Raw genomic sequence first — 23,260 nt, 5'->3', positions numbered from 1 at the left:
CGCCATTGGGGCTTGGGCAGGCTAGCGCCCACCAACGTTCGAGGCAGGCGAGTTTCCGGTGGCAGCCTAAAACGGCGGGTAAGGGGATTGGTGTTTAGCCCATGATGGCGGCTCGGCAGGCTCGCGCGGTGGTGGTTTCGCTGTGGCTGTGTTCAGTCGGTGGTTTCGTTTACGGATCCGATTGACGGCTGAGTTTTCCGCAGCATCGGCATGATTGAACCTGATTTCGGTGGACCCGGGTTGCTTCACGCCGGCACGACCAGCTGCGTGGTCCCGTTCGATGTGACTCGTGTTATTTCTGTGGTCTTTGAAGTCGTTGTTGCACCGGTGATGGGTTCTACAGAGGGCCGCGAGGTTGTCGATGTTGGTGTCGCCGCCCTGAAGCCACGAGGTGATGTGGTGGATCTCGGCCTGGGTCAGCGGGGCGGTGCACCCCGTCCAGGCACATACGCCCTGCACCGCGAGCAGTGTGATCCTCTGCGCCAGTGATGCAAGGCGGTTTGTGCGGTAGAGGTTCAACGGCAGTGCGGTGGCGCCATCAACGGTCAGGATGAAGTCAGCGGTACCGTCCATGCCGAGGCGGACGAGGTCGAACGCGGTGAGGTCGATGCCGGTATTGGTTTGAAACCTTGTGGTTGGGGAGGCATCGGCGATCTCGTCGAGCGTCACGGAGACGACGACAGATGCGCAGCCGCCACCCGTTGGCTTCTGGCACGTGTCGTAGTGCTTCAGCATTTTTGCGAACTGGTCGTAGGCCCGTTGTGCTGGGGATCGGTAGTCGTCGACATCCTTCGGCATGTTTGAGTTTGGCGCTAGCCCCTTGTCGGTGAGTGCCTTGAACAATGCGGTGTCGCTGGTGGTCGCGTCGATGGTGATCTTGTGGGTGCCGTCGGCACGCTGCGGCCCGATATGGAGTCCGCGCTTTTCCATCCCTGCGTTCGGATTCGCCGGGTCGAGGTGTTCGCGGTTGGCTTCTTCGACCCAGCGTCGTACGGTTGCGCGGAGGTCTTTGACGGTACGGCGCGGAGCCTCCTCGAGCGCCTTAGCCTGGAGGCGAGCACGAGCACCTTTAGCAGCCTCAACGAGGCGATCCAGTTCGAGGCGGATCACGCGCTGTTTCTCGGCGTTAACGCGCTCGGCGTTTCGGCGTGCCGTTTCCTGCTCGCGGCGCGCCTGTTCGCGTGCCGCTTGCTGTGCAGCTGCTTTCGCCGCCGCGTGTGCGGCATCGTCGACTATGGATTCAGCATCGGAGTCGAAGAGGTCTCCATCAGCAGTGTCCTGTGTGGTCTGCTCGCAGTCGGGCTCGCCGTAGTAGTCGCGGCCACGGGCGAGGCGGTCGTAGGCTTCCTTGGGGTCAAGACCAAGCTTCTTCTGCAAATACTGGGTCGGATGTTTCGCGCCGACGGTGCGGCCAGCTTCGTCGCGTTCGCAGAGGAAGGCGAAAAAGGCGTCGAGGCTTGCCTTGACGTTGAAGGCTGCCTCAAAGCGTTCCATTTCTTCGTGGATGTCGTCGAAGTGCAACGTTGCCGGGTCGTGAAAGAGGTCCTTGATTGCGAAAAGGGCATGGGAGATGGTGTCGACGTGGCGCGAAAGATCCGTTGACATGGTTTCTCTCCTTTCTCGCAATCGGAATCAGTGTTAGAACGGACCTTTAACAGATGTAGGGATGGAGTCGGTCCAGGGCACAGCGGCAAGAAAGCTAGATGCGATGGATTCTCGGCGTGGTTGTATCAGCCGTTCATGTATGCGGTTCATCGAGTCTTCGTTGACATCGACCACCATGATCAACCGGCCGGAGCTATCGCTCAGGCGCAATGAATTTTCCGGCGAATCAATGGTGAGGAAGGGATGGTCGCTCGGGAAGTGTGGTTTCACTTCGTTCTCGTATTCGTCGCCAAGCAATGCATCTTGGAATGGGCGAATCTGGACGTGTGGTGGCTCCCAGTGGAATAGGGTTTGCGCCAAAATCTCCGCAGTAACGGATCCATCATCCCGGAGTGAAAGCAGATTGGTCAGGATCCTGTTCCCATCGGTCGGAAGCAGGATATCCAGGCCAGAGCAGTACTCGCCGTTGCGCTTTGAGATAACGCGTATGACTTTGCGTTCAAGAAGTGGCGGCGGCTGCATATACATGTCCGTGTTGTGAGCACGAGCCAATTCGTAAAGTGGCTTAACGTTCTCATGGTCAAACGTGCAACGGTCCGGCTTATAATTGTCGATCCTGAGCGTCACTTCGCGCCGGGCGTAGTCGAGGATTAGGTATTTTTCGCAGAGCTCATCGAGGTAAGGCGTGTCCACATATTGTGTGGATAAAGGCTCTGGAAGTTGGCCGAGAAGATTTGCGATGTCGCCGAGTCCCCGTGTCGGATTTTTTGCGTCGATCCGATATGCGTAAATAGATTCGAGTATGAATGCGAATCCATCCCCGTGAAGATGAAATGTTGCGCCGACAGGCTCGCATTCATTGCGTTCGGTTATGACATGTAGCAGCGGTTCTGGGAACATTATTGCGCTCCTTGGGGTATGGAAATTGTGTTACCAGCGACCGTAATCAACTAAAAGCAATTCGCACAAGTGTTTGCTCATTATATTGTGCATTAACCTCTAAATAAACGCAATATCCAAAATGGATGGGATAAGGGCAGTACACTTATCGACGATCCACCTGACCGGCTACACTCACCTCCATGGCAATTAGCAATGAGTTCATCGACACCATCAAGGACGCATGGAACAGCTTGTCCTCGGATCAGAAGACAATCGCTGGCGTCCTGGCCACAATCGATACAGCAGGCAAAGCCTTTGCGCTTCGCGACCTCGCTCGGACCAATTCCAAGAGGATTCGTGGCCCGAAGTGGCTGTGGACTCCGATTATCGGTGCGGTGAACACGTTGGGCTGGGTCGGCTACTTCATCATTGGGAAGAAGCGCTAGGTCCCACGGCAGAGGATCCGCGGTAAAAGCGGATCTTGCTGATGTTTTGGGGGTCGGGCCGCTGCCAGGGATAGCGGTCGGGGTAGGCCCGTACCTCTTCGCTCAGGCGCATGAGTGTGTCTGTTCCAGCAGGACCGCCCAGAGTAAGCACTCCGTCGACGATCTCGACCGCCGATGAGTAAGAAGGTTCGTCCGACATGCTTTGCACCGAAGCCGTTGGGAATTCCGCGAAGAGTGTCCGGCCGCGCCTGAAAACGAAGACGTTCTCGTCGTAATAGCTAGGACGAATTCGCTCCGCGGCGATCAAGCCCCACACGTACACCACTGCCCACAGCGACACCAGCAACGCGGCAATACGAAGGGCCCCTGCAGGCAGTACAAGGTGGACAACGACTGCCTCGACGGCAAGCACCGCTGTGACCATCCCAAGCAATTGCAATCGACCAGGTTGATGGGGCAGCGCCGTAGCCTCTTCGGGGATGAGTGTCTCCCGGCGGATCCAACGCAAGAGATCTCGGTATAGACCGAGTTCATACTTGGCCAGGCGGAAGCCGGGGTGTTTTCGGAACAAGCGGAGGAAGCTACGCAAGGGGATCACCTGCCAGCACTTGAAGCACTAATCCCTGTGCGCCCTTCGTAGGTACATCCGACGACGCAAGTGGCACGTCTCCGGGGCTGAGGGTGGGGAAAATGTCTCGCATCAGTCCGGCTTGCGCCAGCGGGCGCAGCCTATCGACGATTACTTCGACGGAAGGGTCTCCAGGCCGCAATTCACCGAGTTTTAGCCAGAGGTCCGCAGCCTTTCGAGCTGCGGCGAGACAGCTGGGATCTTGAAGATTCTTCCGGAGCTGCTCCCAAGTGTCCGGCGTAGCAACGCCGGTAAGGGCCATGAGATCCCATGAATCCAGTTCGATCCGCAAAAGTGACGAATCATCGATTAAGGAGCCGAGCGAAAAACGGATGTCGTCCGGGGTCCCATGTGGCGATATAGACAGAGCGAGAAGGCGCCGTTTCTGGCGCTGGAGCTGTGCAATGCGCTCGTCGAGAAGGACCAGCGATTGCTCTACGGCCTTCGGGCTCTGGACTTCAGATACCGGAACGCCGGCGTCGATAAGTGCTCTGGCGCGAAGGACCGCCGCGAGATCGGATACGGAATAGTTACGGTAGTTACCACTGGTCCGAGCAGGTTCGGGAACTGCGCCACTCGTATGCAGGTGACGCACGGCCCGCACGGAGCAGCCTGCGACTGCAGCGACTTCTGAAATCTTCACACGACCATTCTCAACCCTGACACTGTGTCAGGGTCAAGAAGTCGGAGGAACTAATTAGTTCCTAAACCCGTGCACCGGTGCGGGGATGAATCCGCCACGGTGGATGAATTCGTCGTTGCCCACCTTGTTTACCGGAATGACCGGTGCGTAGCCGAGGAGGCCGCCGAAGTTGACTTCGTCGCCAGGCTTGGTGCCCGGCACGGGGATCAGGCGTGCTGCGGTGGTCTTATGGTTCATGACACCGATTGCCGCTTCGTCGGCAATCATGCCGGCGATGAGTTCGGCAGAAGTGTCGCCTGGGATTGCGATCATGTCGAAGCCGACGGAGCAGATGGAGGTCATTGCCTCGAGTTTGTCCATGGAGATCGCACCGGAGTTTACGGCGTCGATCATGCCTTTGTCCTCGGAGACCGGGATGAACGAGCCTGACAGGCCACCGACGCGGGAGCATGCCATCATGCCGCCCTTCTTCACGGCGTCGTTAAGCAAGGCTAGCGCTGCGGTTGTGCCGTGGGTGCCCACCTGGTCGAGCCCCATGCGTTCGAGGACGTGTGCGACGGAGTCGCCCATTTCGGCGGTCGGTGCAAGCGAGAGGTCGACGATGCCAAACGGGACGCCGAGGCGCTCAGCAGCAAGAGTGCCGACGAGCTGGCCCGCACGGGTGATCTTGAACGCGGCCTTCTTGATCTCCTCGGCGACTTCGTTGAGCGTCGCGCCCTTGAGCGGAGCGATCGCATTGTCAACGACACCTGGGCCCGACACGCCGACAGAGATGACGGTGTCTGGCTCTTCGATGCCGTGGAATGCGCCGGCCATGAACGGGTTGTCGCCGACCGCGTTGGCGAAGACGACGAGCTTCGCACAGGCGATGGAGGAGCGGTCCTTGGTCAGTTCCGCCGCTTCCTTCACAATCTCGCCCATCTTGGCCACGGCGTTCATGTTGATGCCGGCGCGCGAGGATGCGATGTTGACGGAGCTGCAGACGTTGTTGGTCTCCGCCAGAGCTTCCGGGATGGAGTAGATCAGGTTCTTGTCGGCACGCGTGCCGCCCTTTTCTACGAGCGCCGAGTAGCCACCGACAAAGTTCACACCAAGTTCGGCCGCTGCGCGATCAAGTGCACGAGCGATCTCAACAGGGTTGCCCTCGACACCTGCAGCGACGAGTGCGACCGGGGAGACTGAGATGCGCTTGTTCACAATTGGGATGCCAAGCTCGCGTTCGATGCCCTCGCAGACGGGTACGAGGTCGCGTGCACGCTCGGTGACGCGGTCGTATACCGCCTGCGCGGTCGCTTCCATCGTGGCGCGGGTGCAGCCGATGAGCGAGATACCCATGGTTACGGTGCGGATGTCCAGACGATAGTCCTCGATCATCCGGATGACGTCGAGGAATCGTGCGTCAGAAAACTCGAGTTTCACGGTCGTCCCTTAGATGTCGTTGATAGCGCTGAAGAGTGCTTCAGATTGGATCCGGACTACCATGCCGAGCGGCTTGCCGCAGGCGTCGAAGGCGTCCTGGAGGACACCCATGTCAACATTTCCTTCGGGGAGCTCGACGCGCATGATCATGGTGAAGAAGTCATCCATGATGGTTTGCGATACATCTACGATGTTAAGGCCCTGGTCGGCTGCGGTTTTCGATACCGCTGCAATCACGCCCGGGCGATCCTTACCTGTGGTTGTAATAATTGCATGCATGCGAAAAGTATAGGCGGGAAATGTGCGTTAAGGTCGCATTTATGAAAACTCAGCATGTACTTGTTCTCGGTGCGGGTGGAAACGTCTCGCGCTTCACTGTGCCCAAACTAGTGGGCAATGGCCATAACGTTAGTGCTCTTGTCCGGAATCCTGACCACGCCAAGCAGCTTGTCGACGATGGCGCCACCGTCATCGTTCGCGATCTCACCACTCTCGACCAGGAGGGATGGGCACGCCTCCTTACACCATTCGATGTGGTTGTCTGGTCTGCGGGCGCAGGTGGGGGTTCTGCGGAGCGGAGCTGGGCGGTGGATCGCGACGCTGCGATGACGATGATCGACGCGCTCGAAGAGCTAGACGAGTTCGCCCCATTTCTCGTCATGGTGTCCTATGCAGGTGCCACCGAGGCCTCCACTGAGGATGATGGCGGTTCGTGGTACGCCTACGTTGAGTCGAAGAAGGCCGTTGATCGGCGCCTGCTTGATTCGAGCCTGCCACACCAGATCGTCGGCCCAACGCTGCTGACCGATGACCCAGCAGAGGGCATCGCGCTTCTCGACGAACCACGTGGCACCGAATCCGAAACCCCTCGAGAGCTCGTAGCAGATGTGATCGTCGAATCGGTTGGCCGTGGCGAGCCGTTTGCACGTAACCCGCTGGACTTTGAGGGTGGCAGCGGGTCAGTCGCAGGACTTTAAATGTCGAGGGAAAAGTAGTCCTCGCGGCACAGCCGGGCGAAGTTGCGAAGAAGCAGGTTTGCCCGGCTGACGTCGTGATTGGGCAGATCTGCGACGATGCGGGCGTACTCCTCGGCAGGGAAGTAGCCGTAGTCGTGGAAGAAATCCATACGTGTACGCATGGCGTCGGCGTCCATTTCGGCGTGAAACTGTGTGGCCCACACGTGGTCGTCGTAACGCACCATCTGCACTGGGCAGGAGGGACCTGTAGCGAGTACGGTCAACGAATTGGGCAACTCTACAGGGTTCTCTGTATGTCCCGTCAGCGCGGTAAACGTGCCGGAGCCACTGACTACGGGGTCAAGTTCTCCTTCGGCTGTCACGTCAACGATGGTAGGTCCAGAAGGCTCAGGCGAGGTGCGCCCAACGGTGCCGCCGAGGTGGTCGACGAGCCAGGAGATGCCGAAGCAGACGAAAAAGACAGGCTTGCCAGATGTAACCACGGTGGATAGCACGTCGTCGATATGCAGGTGCCAGGCACCACGTTCTTCATTGGTGACGTTCAGCGAGCATCCGCCGACGATAATCCCGCTGACCGTGTCGAGCGGGCCTAATTCAGCGTCAGGCGAATTGATGATGCGAAGCTCCATATCCAATTCGCTCAGGCCAGTTGCGCGCAGCGTGTCGTGATACTCGGCGTGCGCGACATCTGGGCCGATCTCGCCGTTGCGAAGTGAAAGGAAAAGGAGCTTAGCCATGCCGGCTACTCTATACCGCTCGGTCTAGTCCTGATTCATTGGGTGCCGAACGGCTTGCTCCACGATGTCAAGCATCGATTCGAGGCGTTCCACAGGCTCACCGGCAGCGAGTTTGGTGATAAACCCTTCGAGAACAGTCTCCAGGTAGGTCTGCACTACCTCCACGGGGACGTCGTCGCGCATATGCTTGTTCGATTCCAAGCGCGTGCGCACCGCCTGGTCGAGCACCTCTTGATGTTCCCGCCAGCGTGCTTCGAACTTCGGGTCAGTTCGCAGTCTCCGCAGGATTTCCGCACGGGTGGTGAACCAATCGTTTGCTTCAGTGTCGTGGAGCATCCCACGCATGACCTCAACCAAACCCTGCTCACTGACCACTTGTGCCTGGCGCTCCGCGTCCGCTTTCGCAATAGCAAGGAACAGTGATTCCTTGTCGCCGAAGTGATGGAAGATCGCGCCTCGGGTTTTACCGGTGGCTTCCTCGAGCCTTGCAACAGTGGCGCCCTCGTAGCCGTAATGGGCGAAGCATTTGCGTGCGGTATCGATAATCTCGCTACGGCGGCGTGCGAGCTCGGCCTCGCTCACGATAGGCATGTCAGTGCTCCTTGGCGTAGTTCTAGGTCAAAAGTGGTCGAAGACTAGCGGAGTGCGGAAACAAAGGATTAGGGGGTAAAAATGCGGAAGGGGCCCCGCGTAGTGCGGTGGCCCCTTCGCGGCGATGGCGTCAGGAGAGCTGACTAGCTCTTGACCATCTGGCGAAGCACGTACTGCAGAATGCCGCCGTGGCGGTAGTACTCAGCCTCACCTGGGGTGTCCACGCGGACAACAGCGTCGAACTCGACAGCGTCAGCGCCGTCCTTCTCAGCCTTGACGTGAACCGTTGCCGGGATGTCACCCTTGTTGAAGTCGGTGATACCGGACAGGGTGAAGGTCTCGGTGCCGTCGAGGCCGAGGGACTCGTGGGACTGGCCCTCCGGGAACTGCAGCGGCAGAACACCCATACCGATCAGGTTGGAACGGTGGATGCGCTCAAAGGACTCGGCGATAACTGCCTTCACACCAAGCAGGTTGGTGCCCTTAGCAGCCCAGTCACGGGAAGAACCGGTGCCGTATTCCTTACCAGCAAGGACGACGAGCGGAATGTTCTTCTCGGCGTAGTTCATCGCAGCATCGTAGATGTATGCCTGCGGTGCACCCTCCTGGGTGAAGTCGCGGGTGAATCCACCCTGCTCATCAACCAGCTGGTTGCGCAGACGGATGTTTGCGAAGGTACCGCGAACCATGACCTCGTGGTTGCCACGACGGGAGCCGAAGGAGTTGTAGTCCTGGCGCTCAACACCGTGGGAATCGAGGTAGTTCGCAGCCGGGGTGCCCGGCTTAATGGAGGAAGCAGGGGAGATGTGGTCCGTGGTGACCGAGTCGCCCAGCTTCGCCAGAACGCGAGCACCCTCGATGTCCTTGACATCCTCCGGCTCCTCCGGCATGCCGTCAAAGTACGGTGCCTTGCGGATGTAGGTGGAGTCTTCGTTCCACTCGAAGGTCTTGCCGGTCGGGATGTCGAGACCCTGCCACTGTGCGTCGCCCTTGAAGACGTCGGCGTAGTCAGCCTCGTACATCTCACGGGAGATGGTGCCAGCGATGGTCTCTTCGATCTCCTCGGTGGACGGCCAGACGTCCTTGAGGAAGACGTCGTTGCCGTCTGCGTCCTGGCCGAGCGGCTGGGTTTCGAAGTCGAAGTCCATCGTGCCGGCGATGGCGTAAGCGATGACCAAGAGCGGGGACGCGAGGTAGTTCATCTTCACGTCCGGGGAGATACGACCCTCGAAGTTGCGGTTGCCGGAAAGCACTGCGGTTGCGGTGAGGTCAAACTCGTTGACAGCCTCGGAGACCTCAGCCGGCAGCGGGCCAGAGTTGCCGATGCAGGATGCGCAGCCGAAGCCGGACAGGTAGAAGCCAACAGCCTCGAGGTCCTTCCAGAGGTCTGCGCGCTCGTAGTAGCCGTCGACAACCTGGGAGCCCGGAGCCATGATGGTCTTGACCCACGGCTTAGCCTTCAGGCCCTTCTCAGCAGCCTTGCGTGCGAGCAGGGCAGCGCCAACCATGACGGACGGGTTGGAGGTGTTGGTGCAGGAGGTGACTGCAGCAATTGCGACGAAGCCGTGGTCGAGGGTGTACTCGCCACCCTGCGGGGACTCGACGATGACCGGCTTGGAAGCGCGGCCCTCAGCACCCACAGCAGCGGACTCGCCGTTTGCCGGCCAAGACTCGTTGTAGGAGACGCTGTCGACCTTTGCTGCACGAACCGGCTCGGACGTGCCCTCGCCAGCGGTGTTGTAGTCCGGCAGCTGCTTGCGGAAGGTCTCCTTGGACTCCGCGAGCAGGATCCGGTCCTGCGGGCGCTTCGGGCCAGCGATAGACGGCTTGACGGTGGAGAGGTCGAGCTCGAGGTACTCGGAGTACTCAGCTTCCGCAGCGTCCTGCTCAAGCCACATGCCCTGTGCCTTGGCGTATGCCTCGACGCGGTCGATGTCCTCCTGGTTACGACCGGTCAGGTGCAGGTAGTTGATGGTCTCCTCGTCGATCGGGAAGATCGCACAGGTGGAGCCGAACTCTGGGGACATGTTGCCGATGGTGGCGCGGTTTGCCAGCGGGATCTGCTTGACACCGTTGCCGTAGAACTCGACGAACTTCTGGACCACGCCGTGCTCACGCAGCATCTCGGTGATGGTCAGCACCACGTCGGTTGCGGTCACGCCGGTCGGAATCTCGCCGGTGAGCTTGAAGCCGACAACGCGCGGGATGAGCATGGAGACCGGCTGGCCAAGCATCGCTGCCTCAGCCTCGATACCGCCGACGCCCCAGCCAAGGATGCCCAGGCCGTTTTCCATGGTGGTGTGGGAGTCGGTACCAATGCAGGTGTCCGGGTATGCAACGCCGTCGTTGTCAAAGACAACGCGGGAGAGGTACTCGATGTTGACCTGGTGGACGATGCCGGTTCCCGGTGGGACAACGCGGAAGTTAGAGAAGTTCTCTGCACCCCAGCGCAGGAACTGGTAGCGCTCCTCGTTGCGCTGGTACTCAATCTCTACGTTCTTCTCGATGGCGTCGGTGGAACCAAAGGCCTCGATGATCACAGAGTGGTCAATAACCATCTCTGCCGGGTTCAGGGGGTTGACCTGATCCGGGTTGCCGCCGAGCGACGATACGGCCTCACGCATGGTGGCAAGGTCGACGACACACGGCACGCCCGTGAAGTCCTGCATCAGCACACGTGCTGGGGTGAACTGGATCTCAACGCTCGGCTCTGCCGACGGGTCCCAGTTTGCAATGGCCTTGATGTGGTCTTCGGTGACGTTCTTGCCGTCCTCGGTGCGCAGGAGGTTCTCGCCCAACACCTTAAGGGAGTAGGGGAGTTTCTCCATGCCTTCAACAGCATCGAGAGCGAAGTAGTCGTAAGACTTACCGCCAACCTCGAGCGTCTTCTTGGCACCGAAGGAATTCTTGCTTTCTGCCACGGTGAGCTCCATTCCTCGTCGTAATCAAAACAGGGATGATGACCCTATGGTCAAGTCCCATACTAAGCGACCCGCCATAGATCCGTACTGATGATAACAGTACGTTCGTTATGTTTTCATATTTTGCTTATCGACTACAGCAAAATCACTCAGATTAGAATCGGCCCAGCAGTTTGGCATGAAGGAGTAATCGTGGAGCCGGAGACGACATTGGACGAGCTAATCGGCCAGCTTGAAACCTCTGCCGTGGCTTTTGGTACGGAGAATCCGGTAAACGATGACCTGCGAAATGGCATTGAAGGCGTGCTGAGCTCGCCGTATTCGGATTCGATTGACCCTGCCGCAGTAGTCGTTTTAGAGCGCACTCCAGAAAAGGTTGCCCAGCTCCGAGATCTTGCCCAGGACATTGCAAACGCTACGGAATATTCAACGGTGCTGATCCGCACACCCCACACCGCAGTGGGGGTAAGCGAAGAGTTGAGTCGTGCGCAAATAGAGACAGGGGAGCTCGCGATGATGTCGCATGCGGATTATGTCGAAGGGCTGAAAGCGTTTACAGGGGAGGCGAGTTCCTTCTCTCCAATGTGGCCGGTAGTTGTTGGGGTGGTGCTAGTCGCGTTTGCCCTCCTCGCGATCGCTGCGCGGCGCCCAAAGCCGTCACGCTAGACAAGTTGCAAGACTTGACGGAGTTCATGTCAGGAGTATCTCGGGTTGCTAAAGGGTACCTGCTCCACAGCTCTTTTTTCGCCATTTTCCCACGTCAAAACGTATAAGTAACGGTTCGGTAACCTTGGATGTGAGCAAACTCACACATCAAATAAGCGTGTCAATACATGCAGGTGAGGCGCGTGTGAATCATGTGACAAGACTTGACTTGATCAACTTTATGTAACGAAAGGGATACAAGTCGGTTGGCTTGACGTATGGTGCTCCTATCGGCTCGCGGGTCGATAGTTGTCACACGTTTCGCGTGAAGCTTCATTGAGCGCTCTAGTCAAGCGTTCGACTGATGGATCGGGCTTGTGGGGAAGCACGCCGAGATCCTGAAACATTGTTGAAGCGCCACGGATTCTTGTGGTGGCTACTTCTTCGCGCTGCCGCGTTAGTAGTCAACATCGAGGCCGCACGTTCCTACCCCTAGTCAGGGTTTATGTGTGCCTTGGCGCGCCTGCAGGTTTCTTGATCACCTGCGGGCCTGCCACGGTATGCGCGTGTGGCGTGAAGGAGCACCTTCGTGGCAAATCCACTAAGGGGCACCCGGTTTGGACGTGCACGTAATGTGTTCGGTACTGCCGCGTGTGTCGTTACCGTGTCGTTGGCGGTGGGCCTCGTCAGCCCGGCTGCCTCTGGTCAGAGCTCGACGTCTACCGTCAGCGAACTCGTTTCCGCAGTCACCCGCGCTCAAGCGGACGTGGACGCCCGAAACTTGAACCTCGGCGAACTGCAAGAGGCGGTTAACCAGTCGCTCGTCGATTTGCACGACGCTCATGCAAAGGCCCAGCAGGCCCGCCTCGGCGAAGAGGAAGCTAAGCGTCGCCTGGACGAGGCTCAGGCTCGCGTCGAAAAGCTGCGCACCGAGCTTGATGAGTTAAGCCGTTCCCAGTATCGCGGGGCGTCGACAAGCGATGTGCTCACGTCGATTAGCGATAAGGACACGCAGCGCGACGTGCTGGATCGCTCGCTGTTCCTGCGCCAGCGTTCTGAAGAAAAGCGTGCGAAGCTGCAGGAAGCGGAGCAGGCCCGTGCAGAGGCGGCGAACGAAGAGTCGACGCTGCGTCAGACGCGTGAGCTTGCCGACTCGGCTGCTCAAGAAGCCGAGGCTGCGGAGGCGCAAGCGCGTCAGCTTCTCGACGACAACCGCGCAGCGCTCGAGGCAAGCACGGCTGAGCGCGACGCCGCGCAACGCGAGCTCGAAGCAGCGCAATCTGATCTCCAGGAGCAGCGCGCGCCTGAGCAGCAGGAAGCATCCGATGAGACAACGGAGGGCCCTGTGGCCAGCCCGTACGCTTCAACCCTGACCATTTCGCGCGGCGATGCCACCTATGAGGTCCCAGAAGAGGTCGTGGACCGTGTTCGGGAGCGCATCTCTGGTACCTCCCCTGAAGCCGGCGAGCCGAGCCGTGAGGCCATCGTGGATGCCGTGCGTGTTGTTGCCCAGACTTCTTCTTCAGATACGACGTCCGACGACGTGTCCCAGGTTGCTGCGCTTTCTTCGGCAGCAGGCTTGCCACAGCTTGACGACGACGCTATCGCGAAGGCTGGTGCCATCGCCGTCGGCGTGGCCCTGGTTGGCGGCGTTGCTGCGAACCACGGCTCCTTCTCTGATGCAGTGAATAGCGGTGACGCAGGCCAACTTGTGACTGCGTTCGCAGAAGGGCTCACTGGTGCCTTGGGCAATGTCGATAGCACCTCAGGCACTGTGGCTGACGTATTGCCGCAGGTGCAGACTGCGGCAGATCTTACTGAGAAGGCTCGTGCTGCCTCTGCGGCCGTATCCGACGCCTCTCAGGTTGAGACGGTTATCGCACGCGCTCAGTCGATGATCGGCACGCCGTATGTCTGGGGCGGTGGCGATGCAAACGGTCCAACCACGGGCTTGGAAGGCGGCGGTCAAGCTGGCTTCGACTGCTCTGGCCTCGTGCTTTACGCATTCGCCGGCGCTGGCATTGCATTGCCCCACTACACGGGCTACCAGTACCAGCGCGGCACGCATGTGCCGGCGAGCGAAGCGCAGCGCGGCGACTTGCTGTTCTGGGGTCCGGGCGGCAACCAGCACGTTGCCATCTACCTCGGCGACGGCACCATGATCGAGGCACCGCAGTCTGGCATGAACGTGCAGATTTCTCCGGTCCGTTGGTCCGGCATGGCGCCGAACGCGGTCCGCCTGCTCTAATTTTTCGGGGCCACAGTCTAGGCTCAAGGCTATGGCTCTCAACGACTACGACGCACTCCTCGTCCTTTCCTTCGGTGGACCCGAAGGAAAGGACGAGGTTATTCCTTTTCTAGAGAATGTCACCCGTGGCCGCGGGATTCCGCGTGAGCGGCTCGCCAAGGTAGGGGAACACTACTTCCACTTCGGTGGTGTTAGCCCGATCAATGAACAGAACCGAGTGCTGATTAGCAACATCGAAAAGCAGTTGGAGGCTCGGGGGATTGAACTTCCGGTGTACTTCGGCAACCGGAACTGGCACCCCTTTGCGGAAGATACTGCGAAGCAGCTGGAGGCTGACGGGCATAAGCGCGTGCTGGTGTTCGCGACCTCGGCATGGGGTGGGTACTCGGCCTGCCGACAGTACGACGAAGACATCCAGAGGATCCGCGAAGTGACACCGCAGCTTGAGTACACCAAGCTTTGGCAGTTCTACGCCCACCCGACGTTCGTGCGGCTTATGGCGAACGTGTTGCGTAGCGCCGTCGATGCAGCGCCGGCTGGTGCAAAAGTACTGTTCACTGCTCACAGTGTTCCGAATGCTGCGGATAATGTCTCAGGTGGCCCGGAGGATGCCAACCTGTACTCACGGCAGGTGCATGAGGCGGCCCGGCTGGTCGCCGCGGAAGCTGGCGTCGAAGAGTACGAGGTTGTCTGGCAGTCTCGCTCCGGCAATCCGGCAACGCCGTGGTTGGAGCCGGACATCGTAGATCGCACCGAGGAGCTCCATGATCAAGACAGCACCTTTACGCACTTGATCTGTGTGCCACTCGGCTTCATCACCGACCACATGGAGGTGATCTGGGACCTCGACACCGAGCTGCGACAGGCCTGCGAGGCACGCAACATCACGCTAGATCGCGTTGCGACGGTGGGGCTCGAGCCCGATTTCGCTGGCATGGTCGTCGATATCGCGCAAGCTATCGCCGATGGTGACAAGCCTGAAACCTTGTCTAACGTTACTGTTCAGGGTTGTACCGTCAACGGCGCGCCGTGCAAGCCGCATTGCTGCGAGCCGTTGAAGCACCCGGGCCGACCGGGTAGCGCAAACTAATTCGCTAGATATTCGCGCCGGTAATCGATCACTGCGTCTGCGACCCCCGCCATGCGGGCGGTGCGGACGTGCCGCCACAGTGCAAACAGGTGGGGGTCGAAGGAGTGGTCGTCGAGGCGCTCCGTTACCGTCTCGATCGTCGCGGCAACACGGTCAGCCCTGGCAAAAAGCTTTGCCGCTCGCGCAGTCACCCCAGCCGGCAGCCCAGGGGTGTCGTAGAAATCAGCGAGCGTGCCGACGGTAAGCCGGGGATTTGGCAATTCCTTCGTGGTGCCACCAGCCGCCTCAATCAAAACGGCGGCTTCATCGGTTGCGCGCGACAGCAGTTGATCTGCCTCACCTGGAGTTAGCCAATCCGGTTCCGGCAGCCGCTCAGTTTCTTCAAACCAACGCCAGCGCACTTCCGCCCCCGAGTAGTCGGGGACAAGGATGTGGCTGATCCCATCTCCCCGGACAACCAACGCACCGGCCTGGGAGAGGGCGTCCATTGCGGGGGATCCAGCTCGGAGGCGCGGTGCCTGTCCTGGCCCCCACAGAATCAAGCGGACAACTGGATCCGGAGACTCAAGGTCGGCGACGGCGCGGACGTCGCTAAGCAATTGCACCATCGGCGCGTCGCAATAGGTGTGGGTGCCGCCAAGGTCTGTTAACGCGTCGAGGGTGTCGTCCGTGGATTCGACGTTGTACAGCCAGGCGGCAAGCCAGACTGCAGTGTTTTGGAGAGGCGAGTAGACCTGAGCGCGCGTGTGCATCCAGTTGAGTCTAGCTAGGGGGATAGAATACGGAGCCACTATGGGAGATAGCCGGTATAGCGGAGATATTTTTCAGGGCCACGCGCGCAAGAGGAGGCCAACGTATCCAGAGATGCCTGCAGAGCCAGGCATCATCGTGGAGATCGTCGGCAACGACTTTGTCGGCGCAGTGGTTGGATTCGAGCGAACCTACGACGGCGACTTCGTCCGCCTGGAGGACCGCTATGGAACCCAGCGGCTGTTCAAAATGCTGCCGGGGGCATTCATGGTTGAAGGGCAGCGTGTCACCCTCACCCGATATGTTGCACCGCGTAACGACGAACCAAAGCGCTCCAACTCGGGCTCACGCAAGGTTGCTAACGTGCAGGCGAAGGTTGCAATGCCGTCACGCATCTGGGTGGAGGGCATCCACGATGCTGCAATCGTTGAGCAGGTGTGGGGTCACGACCTGCGTGTTGAGGGGGTTGTCGTCGAGTATCTGGAAGGTCTAGACAACCTGCAGATGCGTCTCGACGAGTTCCAGCCTGGACCGGACCGTCGCGTCGGTGTGCTCGCCGATCACCTCATTAGGGGGACTAAGGAGGCTCGGCTCGTCGAAAATGTAGGACCTCATGTGTTGGTGACGGGGCACCCCTACATCGATATCTGGGCTGCGGTGAAACCGAAGAGCGTCGGCATCGCCGCCTGGCCGGAGGTTCCGTACGGCGAAGACTGGAAGACGGGCGTGTGCCGTCGCTTGGGTTGGTCTGATCCAAAGGAAGGCTGGCGCCGCGTTTCATCGTCCGTGCGCACTTTCCGCGACTTGGATTCAACACTTATCGGTGCAGTTGAGAGACTGGTGGACTTCGTCACTAATCCCGAGCTCACGAAGGAAGATCTCACACACATGTAAGATTTGCGCCGTGGGAGCATTGATTTGGTTTATTGTCGCGGCAGGTTTCGCGCTACTCGAGCTTGGCGTGGGCGAATTGACGCTGCTCATGCTCGCTGCGGGTGCGTTGACAACATCGGGGGTCGCCTTATTCGACGTTCCACTTGCAGCTGAAGTCGCGGTGTTTATCGCTTCCTCGTTGCTGTTCTGGTTCTTCCTAAGGCCACGTCTGCGCAAGCGGATGGATAAGCCGCTGGTGCTCGATGAGACGCCACGCGCGCTCGTCGGAAGTCGTGCAGAGGTTGTCGAGGACATCGGCCCCGGGGGTGGGCAAGTGCGTTTCGACGGCAGCCTGTGGTCGGCACGCGCCCTGGATCCGGCAAAAACTATTCCTGCAGGTTCCCACGTGACCGTTTACGATATCGACGGACCCGTAGCCGTCGTTTGGAAGGAGTCCTAAATGGGTGGGTTAGTTACCTTCGCCGTCATACTTATTCTGTTTATCGCGCTGCTTACAGCGTCGATCAAACTGATTCCGCAGGGAGAAGCTGCGGTTATTGAGCGTCTGGGACGCTACACGCGCACTGCGTCCGGTGGGTTGACGTTCCTGGTGCCGTATATCGACCGCATCCGTGCGCGCGTAGACACGCGTGAGCGCGTGGTGTCGTTCCCGCCCCAGGCAGTAATTACCCAGGACAACCTGACCGTGGCGATTGACACGGTGGTGACGTTCCAGATCAACGAGCCTGCGAAGGCCATCTACGGCGTGGACAACTACCTCGTCGGTGTGGAGCAGATTTCGACGGCAACGCTGCGTGACGTCGTTGGTGGCATGACGCTTGAGGAGACGCTGACCTCTCGCGAAACCATTAACCGCCGCCTGCGCGGTGAGCTAGATGCTGCGACCGCAAAGTGGGGCCTGCGCATTAGCCGCGTGGAGCTCAAGGCGATTGATCCGCCACCGTCGATTCAGCAGTCCATGGAGATGCAGATGAAGGCGGACCGCGAAAAGCGCGCGATGATCCTCACCGCTGAAGGTAAGCGCGAGTCCGACATCAAAACCGCTGAGGGTGAAAAGCAGGCTCGCATTCTTTCTGCCGAGGGTGAGAAGCACGCAGCGATTCTCGCCGCTGAGGCTGAGCGTCAAGCAATGATGCTGCGCGCCGAAGGTGAGCGTGCCGCGAAGTACCTCGCTGCGCAGGGTGAGGCGCGTGCGATCCAAAAGGTGAACGCCGCGATTAAGTCCTCTGGAGTGACGCCGGAACTCCTGGCATACCAGTACCTGGACCAGTTGCCGAAGATTGCCAACAACGAGGCGGCCACGATGTGGATGATTCCGTCCCAGTTCGGCGATTCGTTGCAGCAGTTTGCCAAGGCGTTTGCCAACAAGGACGACGACGGAGTGTTCCGCTACGAGGCGGCGCAGGTTGACGAGCGCGATCTTGAGATGGCCGATGAGGGCAATCCGGAGCGTTGGTTCGACACCTCGACCGACCCGGAGCTAGCCAAGGCGCTTGCAGAGGCCCGCGCGGTGGCGAACAAACACGTAGACGATCCAGATCCGACCCAACCTACCGCTGGCACGGCTTCCAGCGACTCGGGGTTGCGAGAGATCAGTGCCCCTGCGAACAAGCCGACCGATTTCGGGTTCAATGACCAGGTGTCGAACCCGCTTAATCAGCCAGATCAGCAGCCCGAGTAATCAGGTTGAGGGCCAGTTGCCAGCCGGCTTGTTCGGCTGGCCATCCCGCTGCCTGGAGCCTCTGGCTGATTGCCTGCTTGGATATGCCGAGCTCGGCTGCTGCTTCATTCTGATTCAGCCCGCGGCGCACGAGCGAGGTCGCTTCTCGTCCCTCGAATGTCCGCTTGTGCAGCACGTGGGCCAGCAGTGCGAATGCGGCAGCGATATCCGCAGCCTCAGTAGTTGCGCCTTGCTTGTCGACGACCACACGCACCTGGCCCGCTTTCACCCCAACCGCCTTTGAGGCAGCTTTCAATGCATCGCTGTTGCTTGCAGCGACCCCTAGGCCGATGGCCCAGTTGCCGTCGGAGAGCAGCGCCATGATCAGGTTTAACGAAGCCTCAGCGTCATCCACCAGGGTGCGGATATCTTCAACACCGAGCACTTCAAACGGGCTGATGCCTGGGAGAGTGCCAAGCGCCTCCGCGGAACGCTCGACGACGGCAGCACGCCCTTTTTCGCGGCCCCTGTATTTCGCATGCACGGCAATCATGGCTGCCAATACTACGCGGGTCTACCCGTGAGCCTTTACTTACGCGCCGGAAGTCGTGCGTCGAGAATCAACCCGCTAAGGCCAATCACTGCCAATACAGCCATCACTGCGATCACCACAGGGTTTGCCTCACCCGTGAGGGTGTCGCCAAAGATAGTGACCAACACGGTTCCTGGAAGTGAACCCGCAAACGTTGCGATGGCAAACGGCAACACCGGAACGCGCGTGAGCGCTGCTGCGTAGTTGAGGACGGAAAATGGAACGGCTGCAATGAGGCGCAGGCTGAAAATCGCGAGCCAGCCGCGTTCTTCGAGGCGCCGGTTGATCTGCTCAACAGCAGGATGTGTCAGCCGCGGTTCTACCCAATCCCGCAGCAGAGTGCGCACGATCAACAGTGAGATAACTGCGCTGACTGTCGTCGCGGTAATCGCGATCAAGATCCCTTGTACCGAACCGAAAAGAATGCCGGCAGAGACGGTCATCACGGTGCGCGGGATAGGGAATTGGGTAATCAAGATATAGAGCAGCCAGAACGCTACTGGGAACCAGGGGCCGAGTGTGTCAGCCCAGGTGCGAAGTGTGGAGAGTGGTGGGACGTCGAGAAACACCCAGCCCGCTATGAACACGACGATAAGCGCTGCGAGTACGAGCTTGTTGCGGGCGGAACCCGATATCTTGGGCATACGCACTCCTCGAGCATGTCTGTAAATATAAATGTCCCGCTCCGCAGTTCTATTGACTGCTGAGCGGGACTTATCTGTGCCCGGAGGGGGACTTGAACCCCCACGTCCGTTAATAGGACACTAGCACCTCAAGCTAGCGCGTCTGCCATTCCGCCACCCGGGCTAGGGTGTTTGTTCAGCCTCTCGGCTGGGCACCTGCACTACTATAGGGTCGGTTCTTGCAGGTACCAAATCGCCAGCATAACGCGCAGATTCTGCTAAATTTTGCGGGGTGATAGCTCCACCGCGCAGAATGCTGACGTACCGCTGGTTCGTCCCACAAGTTCCGCCTGCTCATGACCCCGCCCGGCTCCACCCGGCGCGATGGGAGGAAGGTAACCGGGTCGTTCGGGACATGGTTTCCGCGTATCCGGGTGTGCTCGCGCTGCATATTCTGAGCTACCTTTTTGGCTCCGGTATCGCGGCGTTCGTGCCGGTGGTGGTCGGCATGATCGTGGACGGTCTCCTTGGCGAAGAAACGTTTAACGCGTGGTGGCTGTTTGCGGTACTGGTGGGCATTTTTGTTTTGTCGTTCATCGGTGAGGCAACCGGCGACGGCCTTGCGGCAGCGTCGGTTGGCCGGGTTACCCACAACGCCCGGTTGCACTTATCCTCCGGAGTGCTGCGCGATGGTGCAGGCGCGATGAGCCCGGGTACGGTGCTTAACACGATCGATGCAGACGCAAGCACGGTCGGACGGTACCGCGAACTGCTGTCGTTTCCGCTTATGGCGATCGGTTATGCCGCGGGTGCAGTGGTGGCGATGTGGTCTGTGTCCCCGTGGGTGGCACTTGCCATTCCGGTTAGCGCGATGATCATTGGGCTTTTTGCGGCGTGGACCGCAGGACCAGTGACGCGGATCTCGTTGAAGCGTCGCGCTGCGGAAGCGGATGTCGCGGGCTTGGCCACGGATGTCTCTCAAGGCATTCGTGCTGTGAAGGGCCTTGGCGCGGGTGCATCTGTTGCACAACGTTTTGCAGTTGAGACGGCCAACGCCAGGACATTGATCTTGAAGCACCTGAAGGTTGAAGTCGGGCTGGGCTTTGTTCGTCTTGTGGTGGCTTGGCTGTGCAATCTGGCGATCGTGGCACTTGCTGCCTGGTTGACGCTTCGCGGAGAGATCACGCCTGGGCAGATGACATGCTAGTGCCGCCTGCGCTGAATATGGCGGGATTTGCCTTCGGTGACCTAGCTAGTGGGTGGGGCAGGGCGGTTGCCAGTGGCAAGCGCATCGTGGAGTTGCACCATGCAGCCGAAAAGGTGTCTGAGCCGCAGCCAACCTCCAACGCGATCCCCGGTCCAGGGCTGTGGATCCTCGCTCCGGATGAGCGATCGTTTGCGGTCGTTGAGGCATGGGCGGAGCGTGAGGGGGTGCTGTTCCCACCGCACACCGTCAACGTATTTGAGGGCACGATCGCGGATAACGTGAATCCGCGCGGTGATTTGCCGGCAGTCGTCGTCAAGCAGGCGCTCGCTGCGGCGCATTGTCAGGACATTCTGCGTCGCCTCGGAGGTGTCCGAGAGAACGGTGAATTGCCTGATGCGCCGCTGGGGGAGGCGGGGCTGAATTTGTCGGGCGGGCAGCGGCAACGTGTGGCACTTGCACGCGCACTCGCAGCGGATCCGAACGTGCTCATTTTGGACGATCCAACAACAGGGCTGGACTCTGTCACCCAAGCTGACGTCGTTGCGGCGGTTAAGACGCTACGCGCGGACAAAACAACCATAGTGATCACTGGAAATGCCGCGTGGCGCTCTGCAGGTAACGCATTGGAGGTGCAGTAAATGAAGCGTGAATACGAGCGCGTCGATGCCGTTGCCCCCGCTGGGGTGAAGGAGACCTTCGCGTACCTTGCGGAACTGCCGAACGCACTGGATCGTCGGTGGTGGGTAATGCTGTTGAGTATCCAGGCTGTGATCGTTGCTGTGAACACGACACAGTCGAACCTGTTTGGGCGCAGCGTTGACCCGTTGATCGGTGGCTCGATACCCGGGCTCGGCTCTGGCAGCAGTGCTTTTATTTGGGCCATCGCATTGGCAATGTTGTGCATGCTGATCGAGCTGTCCCTCCGTGGTCTGGGCAACTATGTGGTGGGCCAGAAGGTCGCCCGTGCGTCCATCGATCTGCGCCGTCGTTGCCTCGACGCTATCTTGCGCGCGCCTGTGCCGCGGGTGATGGAGTTGGGCACCGGCAACGTGATTACGCGCATGACGAAGGACATCGATGATGTGGTGCAGACGATCACCGCGATCGGATCCAGGGTCCTCACCACAGCCTTCGTGTTTCCGATTACCTTTCTCGGGCTTTTGCTTATCGACGTCCGCTTTGCCCTCATCCTCGTCATAGTCGGTATCTGCACGTACCCGTTCGCGCGTGCCGTTGTGCGTGCAATCCCTGCTGCGTCGAACGCAGTGAGTGTGGCGGAGGCTCGTAGAAACGCAGTGCTGCTTGATACGGTGCGTGGCCTGCCGACGCTTCGCGCGTTCGGACTAGAACGTTGGGCGCTTGGGCGCATGCGTCGCACCTCCTGGGGTGCGGTGGAGGCGACGATGGATCGTGTGCCCTGGTTCATTCGTCTCATGGGCATCGGACAGTTCGCCTTCGCAGCATGGGTGCTGCTCACTCTTGGTGTGGGTGCCTGGTTGGTGTCTACAGGCGCTGTGACACCTGGGGAGGCCAGCGCTGCTGTGTTCATGGTGATCCGTGCTGAGGTTGTCGTGTTTAATGCGCTGTTTTTCATCGGAGAGCTCCAAAGCGCCGCCACGTCTGTTGGGCGCGCGGTGAGTTTGGCCAAACTGGCGGACGGCCGAGCGGCCACCGTGGTACCTGATGACCTCGATGTGCCTGAAGACGTTGAGATCAACCACGTGTCCTTTGCCTACCCCGGCGGAGCTAACGTTCTTGAGGACCTCTCGGTGACGCTCGCAGCGGGCACGATGACGGCGCTCGTCGGCACGTCTGGCGCGGGCAAATCCACGCTGGCAGCGCTTATCGCAGGCTTAGTGGAGCCGACTTCGGGGAGCATCCGAGTTGGTGGGGTAGATACCTCCCAAGTCAGCGACGTCTGGACTGCGAAGAACGTCACCCTGCTCACCCAGGACGTGCATATCTTCGCGGGCACGCTGCGCGAAGACCTGTCTATGGCTGCTCCGGGAAGTGACGACACTGTTTTGCTCAAGGCGCTCGCCAGTGTCGGGTTGGATCCGAACAGCACGCAGTTTGCCCGACTCTTCCCCAATGGGCTCGACACCGCTGTGGGAGCAGGCGCAGATGACCTCCCACCCGAGGTGGAGCAACAGGTCGCGCTCGCGCGTGTGGCGTTGGCAGGTCCGAAGATCCTCATCCTGGACGAAGCGACAGCAGAGGCGGGCAGTGATGCCACAAACACGCTCGAAGATGCTGCTGCAAGGATTACTGAAGGCACGACGGCGTTGGTTGTCGCGCATCGCCTCGATCAAGCTGCAACCGCTGATCGCATCCTGGTGATGGAAGCAGGACGCATTATCGAAGACGGCACCCATGCCGAGCTGCTTGCTGCCGGTGGGAGATATGCACAACTCTTTGAGGCGTGGAGTGGCGAGGGTCACTGATTTTCAGGTAGGAATGGGTCTATGACTGCTTCCTATGTTTCAGACCGTTTCCCCGGCCCCGACCCGTATGCGCCCCTGGCGGACGTGCCTTCGTTCACGGTGACCTCGGATGACATTGTTGACGGCGAGCGTCTCAACGACACACTTGCCGGCGATAACGCCACCAGCCCGCAGCTTGCGTGGGAAGGTGCGCCTGAGGGGACGAAGACTTACGCAGTGACGTGCTTCGACCCGGACGCACCAACCGCGTCAGGTTTT

The 23,260-nt window shown here is 59.7% G+C and carries 24 protein-coding genes and 1 tRNA gene; 12 read left to right on the top strand and 13 right to left on the bottom strand.

Annotated features, from left to right (window positions below; genetic code table 11):
• Positions 1–66: 66 nt before the first annotated feature.
• On the bottom strand, positions 67–1,605 hold the full coding sequence (locus HMPREF2656_RS06915) for an HNH endonuclease signature motif containing protein (protein ID WP_070816202.1): 1,539 nt from the start codon (positions 1,603–1,605) through the stop codon (positions 67–69).
• Positions 1,606–1,638: 33 nt separating this feature from the next.
• The gene (locus tag HMPREF2656_RS06910) at positions 1,639–2,505 is read right to left on the bottom strand and encodes a hypothetical protein (RefSeq protein ID WP_070615036.1); all 867 of its coding nucleotides are present in this window, start codon (positions 2,503–2,505) and stop codon (positions 1,639–1,641) included.
• A 182-nt stretch (positions 2,506–2,687) separates the two neighbouring features.
• Here HMPREF2656_RS06910 and HMPREF2656_RS06905 point away from each other — a divergent pair, with 182 nt between their 5' ends.
• On the top strand, positions 2,688–2,933 hold the full coding sequence (locus tag HMPREF2656_RS06905) for a PLDc N-terminal domain-containing protein (RefSeq protein WP_083284808.1): 246 nt from the start codon (positions 2,688–2,690) through the stop codon (positions 2,931–2,933).
• Here HMPREF2656_RS06905 and HMPREF2656_RS06900 read toward each other — a convergent pair.
• From HMPREF2656_RS06900 to HMPREF2656_RS06885, 4 genes are read right to left on the bottom strand one after another with little or no spacing between them, the layout of a single operon-like run.
• Positions 2,914–3,522: a hypothetical protein gene (locus HMPREF2656_RS06900; protein ID WP_070816377.1), complete on the bottom strand. Its 609-nt coding sequence runs from the start codon at positions 3,520–3,522 to the stop codon at positions 2,914–2,916. The two genes, HMPREF2656_RS06905 and HMPREF2656_RS06900, sit on opposite strands and share 20 nt — an antisense overlap.
• Positions 3,515–4,204: a MerR family transcriptional regulator gene (locus HMPREF2656_RS06895; protein WP_070816201.1), complete on the bottom strand. Its 690-nt coding sequence runs from the start codon at positions 4,202–4,204 to the stop codon at positions 3,515–3,517. The genes HMPREF2656_RS06900 and HMPREF2656_RS06895 overlap by 8 nt, the downstream gene beginning before the upstream one ends.
• A 54-nt stretch (positions 4,205–4,258) precedes the next feature.
• Positions 4,259–5,623: a PFL family protein gene (locus HMPREF2656_RS06890; protein ID WP_083319475.1), complete on the bottom strand. Its 1,365-nt coding sequence runs from the start codon at positions 5,621–5,623 to the stop codon at positions 4,259–4,261.
• Positions 5,624–5,632: 9 nt separating this feature from the next.
• Positions 5,633–5,902, bottom strand: a complete 270-nt coding sequence (locus HMPREF2656_RS06885; protein WP_070423148.1) for an ACT domain-containing protein — start codon at positions 5,900–5,902, stop codon at positions 5,633–5,635.
• A gap of 41 nt (positions 5,903–5,943) precedes the next feature.
• Here HMPREF2656_RS06885 and HMPREF2656_RS06880 point away from each other — a divergent pair, with 41 nt between their 5' ends.
• Positions 5,944–6,600, top strand: coding sequence for an NAD(P)H-binding protein (locus HMPREF2656_RS06880; RefSeq protein ID WP_070615040.1), 657 nt, complete (start codon positions 5,944–5,946; stop codon positions 6,598–6,600).
• Here HMPREF2656_RS06880 and HMPREF2656_RS06875 read toward each other — a convergent pair.
• From HMPREF2656_RS06875 to acnA, 3 genes are all read right to left on the bottom strand, one after another.
• Positions 6,597–7,337, bottom strand: a complete 741-nt coding sequence (locus HMPREF2656_RS06875) for a glutamine amidotransferase-related protein (RefSeq protein ID WP_070816200.1) — start codon at positions 7,335–7,337, stop codon at positions 6,597–6,599. The two genes, HMPREF2656_RS06880 and HMPREF2656_RS06875, sit on opposite strands and share 4 nt — an antisense overlap.
• 24 nt (positions 7,338–7,361) lie before the next feature.
• Positions 7,362–7,928 carry a TetR/AcrR family transcriptional regulator gene (locus HMPREF2656_RS06870; protein ID WP_070423150.1) on the bottom strand — a complete coding sequence of 189 codons (567 nt, stop codon included), beginning with the start codon at positions 7,926–7,928 and terminating at the stop codon, positions 7,362–7,364.
• A gap of 143 nt (positions 7,929–8,071) precedes the next feature.
• Positions 8,072–10,849 (bottom strand): aconitate hydratase AcnA, encoded by a 2,778-nt coding sequence (acnA, locus tag HMPREF2656_RS06865; RefSeq protein WP_208856595.1) that lies wholly within the window; start codon positions 10,847–10,849, stop codon positions 8,072–8,074.
• A gap of 192 nt (positions 10,850–11,041) precedes the next feature.
• On the opposite strand from acnA, the gene HMPREF2656_RS06860 reads away from it, so the two are divergent.
• The 3 genes from HMPREF2656_RS06860 to HMPREF2656_RS06850 all read left to right on the top strand — a co-directional run bounded on the left by HMPREF2656_RS06860 (position 11,042) and on the right by HMPREF2656_RS06850 (position 14,832).
• On the top strand, positions 11,042–11,515 hold the full coding sequence (locus HMPREF2656_RS06860) for an Rv1476 family membrane protein (RefSeq protein ID WP_070816199.1): 474 nt from the start codon (positions 11,042–11,044) through the stop codon (positions 11,513–11,515).
• A gap of 568 nt (positions 11,516–12,083) precedes the next feature.
• The gene (locus HMPREF2656_RS06855; protein WP_070816198.1) at positions 12,084–13,742 is read left to right on the top strand and encodes a DIP1281 family NlpC/P60 protein; all 1,659 of its coding nucleotides are present in this window, start codon (positions 12,084–12,086) and stop codon (positions 13,740–13,742) included.
• 31 nt (positions 13,743–13,773) lie between these two features.
• Entirely contained in the window at positions 13,774–14,832 is a 1,059-nt protein-coding gene (locus HMPREF2656_RS06850; RefSeq protein ID WP_070484805.1) for a ferrochelatase, read from the top strand.
• Here the strand turns inward: HMPREF2656_RS06850 and HMPREF2656_RS06845 are convergent.
• On the bottom strand, positions 14,829–15,584 hold the full coding sequence (locus tag HMPREF2656_RS06845; RefSeq protein WP_070816197.1) for a hypothetical protein: 756 nt from the start codon (positions 15,582–15,584) through the stop codon (positions 14,829–14,831). The two genes, HMPREF2656_RS06850 and HMPREF2656_RS06845, sit on opposite strands and share 4 nt — an antisense overlap.
• A gap of 40 nt (positions 15,585–15,624) precedes the next feature.
• On the opposite strand from HMPREF2656_RS06845, the gene HMPREF2656_RS06840 reads away from it, so the two are divergent.
• The 3 genes from HMPREF2656_RS06840 to HMPREF2656_RS06830 are packed head-to-tail and all read left to right on the top strand — an operon-like array spanning position 15,625 to position 18,157.
• Positions 15,625–16,476, top strand: coding sequence for a DUF3097 domain-containing protein (locus HMPREF2656_RS06840; protein WP_070423154.1), 852 nt, complete (start codon positions 15,625–15,627; stop codon positions 16,474–16,476).
• A 10-nt stretch (positions 16,477–16,486) separates the two neighbouring features.
• Entirely contained in the window at positions 16,487–16,915 is a 429-nt protein-coding gene (locus HMPREF2656_RS06835) for an NfeD family protein (protein WP_070423155.1), read from the top strand.
• Positions 16,916–18,157, top strand: a complete 1,242-nt coding sequence (locus tag HMPREF2656_RS06830; protein WP_083279524.1) for an SPFH domain-containing protein — start codon at positions 16,916–16,918, stop codon at positions 18,155–18,157.
• Here the strand turns inward: HMPREF2656_RS06830 and HMPREF2656_RS06825 are convergent.
• The 3 genes from HMPREF2656_RS06825 to HMPREF2656_RS06815 all read right to left on the bottom strand — a co-directional run bounded on the left by HMPREF2656_RS06825 (position 18,129) and on the right by HMPREF2656_RS06815 (position 19,535).
• Positions 18,129–18,689, bottom strand: a complete 561-nt coding sequence (locus HMPREF2656_RS06825; RefSeq protein ID WP_070423156.1) for a MarR family transcriptional regulator — start codon at positions 18,687–18,689, stop codon at positions 18,129–18,131. The two genes, HMPREF2656_RS06830 and HMPREF2656_RS06825, sit on opposite strands and share 29 nt — an antisense overlap.
• A 35-nt stretch (positions 18,690–18,724) precedes the next feature.
• The gene (locus HMPREF2656_RS06820) at positions 18,725–19,372 is read right to left on the bottom strand and encodes a TVP38/TMEM64 family protein (RefSeq protein WP_070423157.1); all 648 of its coding nucleotides are present in this window, start codon (positions 19,370–19,372) and stop codon (positions 18,725–18,727) included.
• 77 nt (positions 19,373–19,449) lie between these two features.
• Positions 19,450–19,535 (bottom strand) — tRNA-Leu (locus HMPREF2656_RS06815).
• A 231-nt stretch (positions 19,536–19,766) separates the two neighbouring features.
• Between HMPREF2656_RS06815 and HMPREF2656_RS13620 the strand changes: the two genes are divergently transcribed.
• The 4 genes from HMPREF2656_RS13620 to HMPREF2656_RS06800 all read left to right on the top strand — a co-directional run.
• A complete protein-coding gene (locus HMPREF2656_RS13620; protein WP_371440654.1) occupies positions 19,767–20,558 on the top strand; it encodes an ABC transporter transmembrane domain-containing protein in 792 nt (263 codons plus the stop codon).
• A gap of 17 nt (positions 20,559–20,575) precedes the next feature.
• Positions 20,576–21,196 carry an ATP-binding cassette domain-containing protein gene (locus HMPREF2656_RS13615; RefSeq protein WP_371440653.1) on the top strand — a complete coding sequence of 207 codons (621 nt, stop codon included), beginning with the start codon at positions 20,576–20,578 and terminating at the stop codon, positions 21,194–21,196.
• On the top strand, positions 21,197–23,002 hold the full coding sequence (locus HMPREF2656_RS06805; RefSeq protein ID WP_070816196.1) for an ABC transporter ATP-binding protein: 1,806 nt from the start codon (positions 21,197–21,199) through the stop codon (positions 23,000–23,002). It abuts the gene before it with no gap.
• A gap of 21 nt (positions 23,003–23,023) precedes the next feature.
• Positions 23,024–23,260, top strand: a 237-nt coding sequence (locus HMPREF2656_RS06800; RefSeq protein ID WP_371440652.1) for a YbhB/YbcL family Raf kinase inhibitor-like protein, incomplete at its 3' end; no start/stop codon positions are given.

The sequence above is a fragment of the Corynebacterium sp. HMSC034B08 genome (genome assembly GCF_001835805.1).
GTDB classification, from domain to species: Bacteria; Actinomycetota; Actinomycetes; order Mycobacteriales; family Mycobacteriaceae; genus Corynebacterium; species Corynebacterium coyleae.
This window is presented reverse-complemented; position numbering and strand designations above follow the sequence as displayed.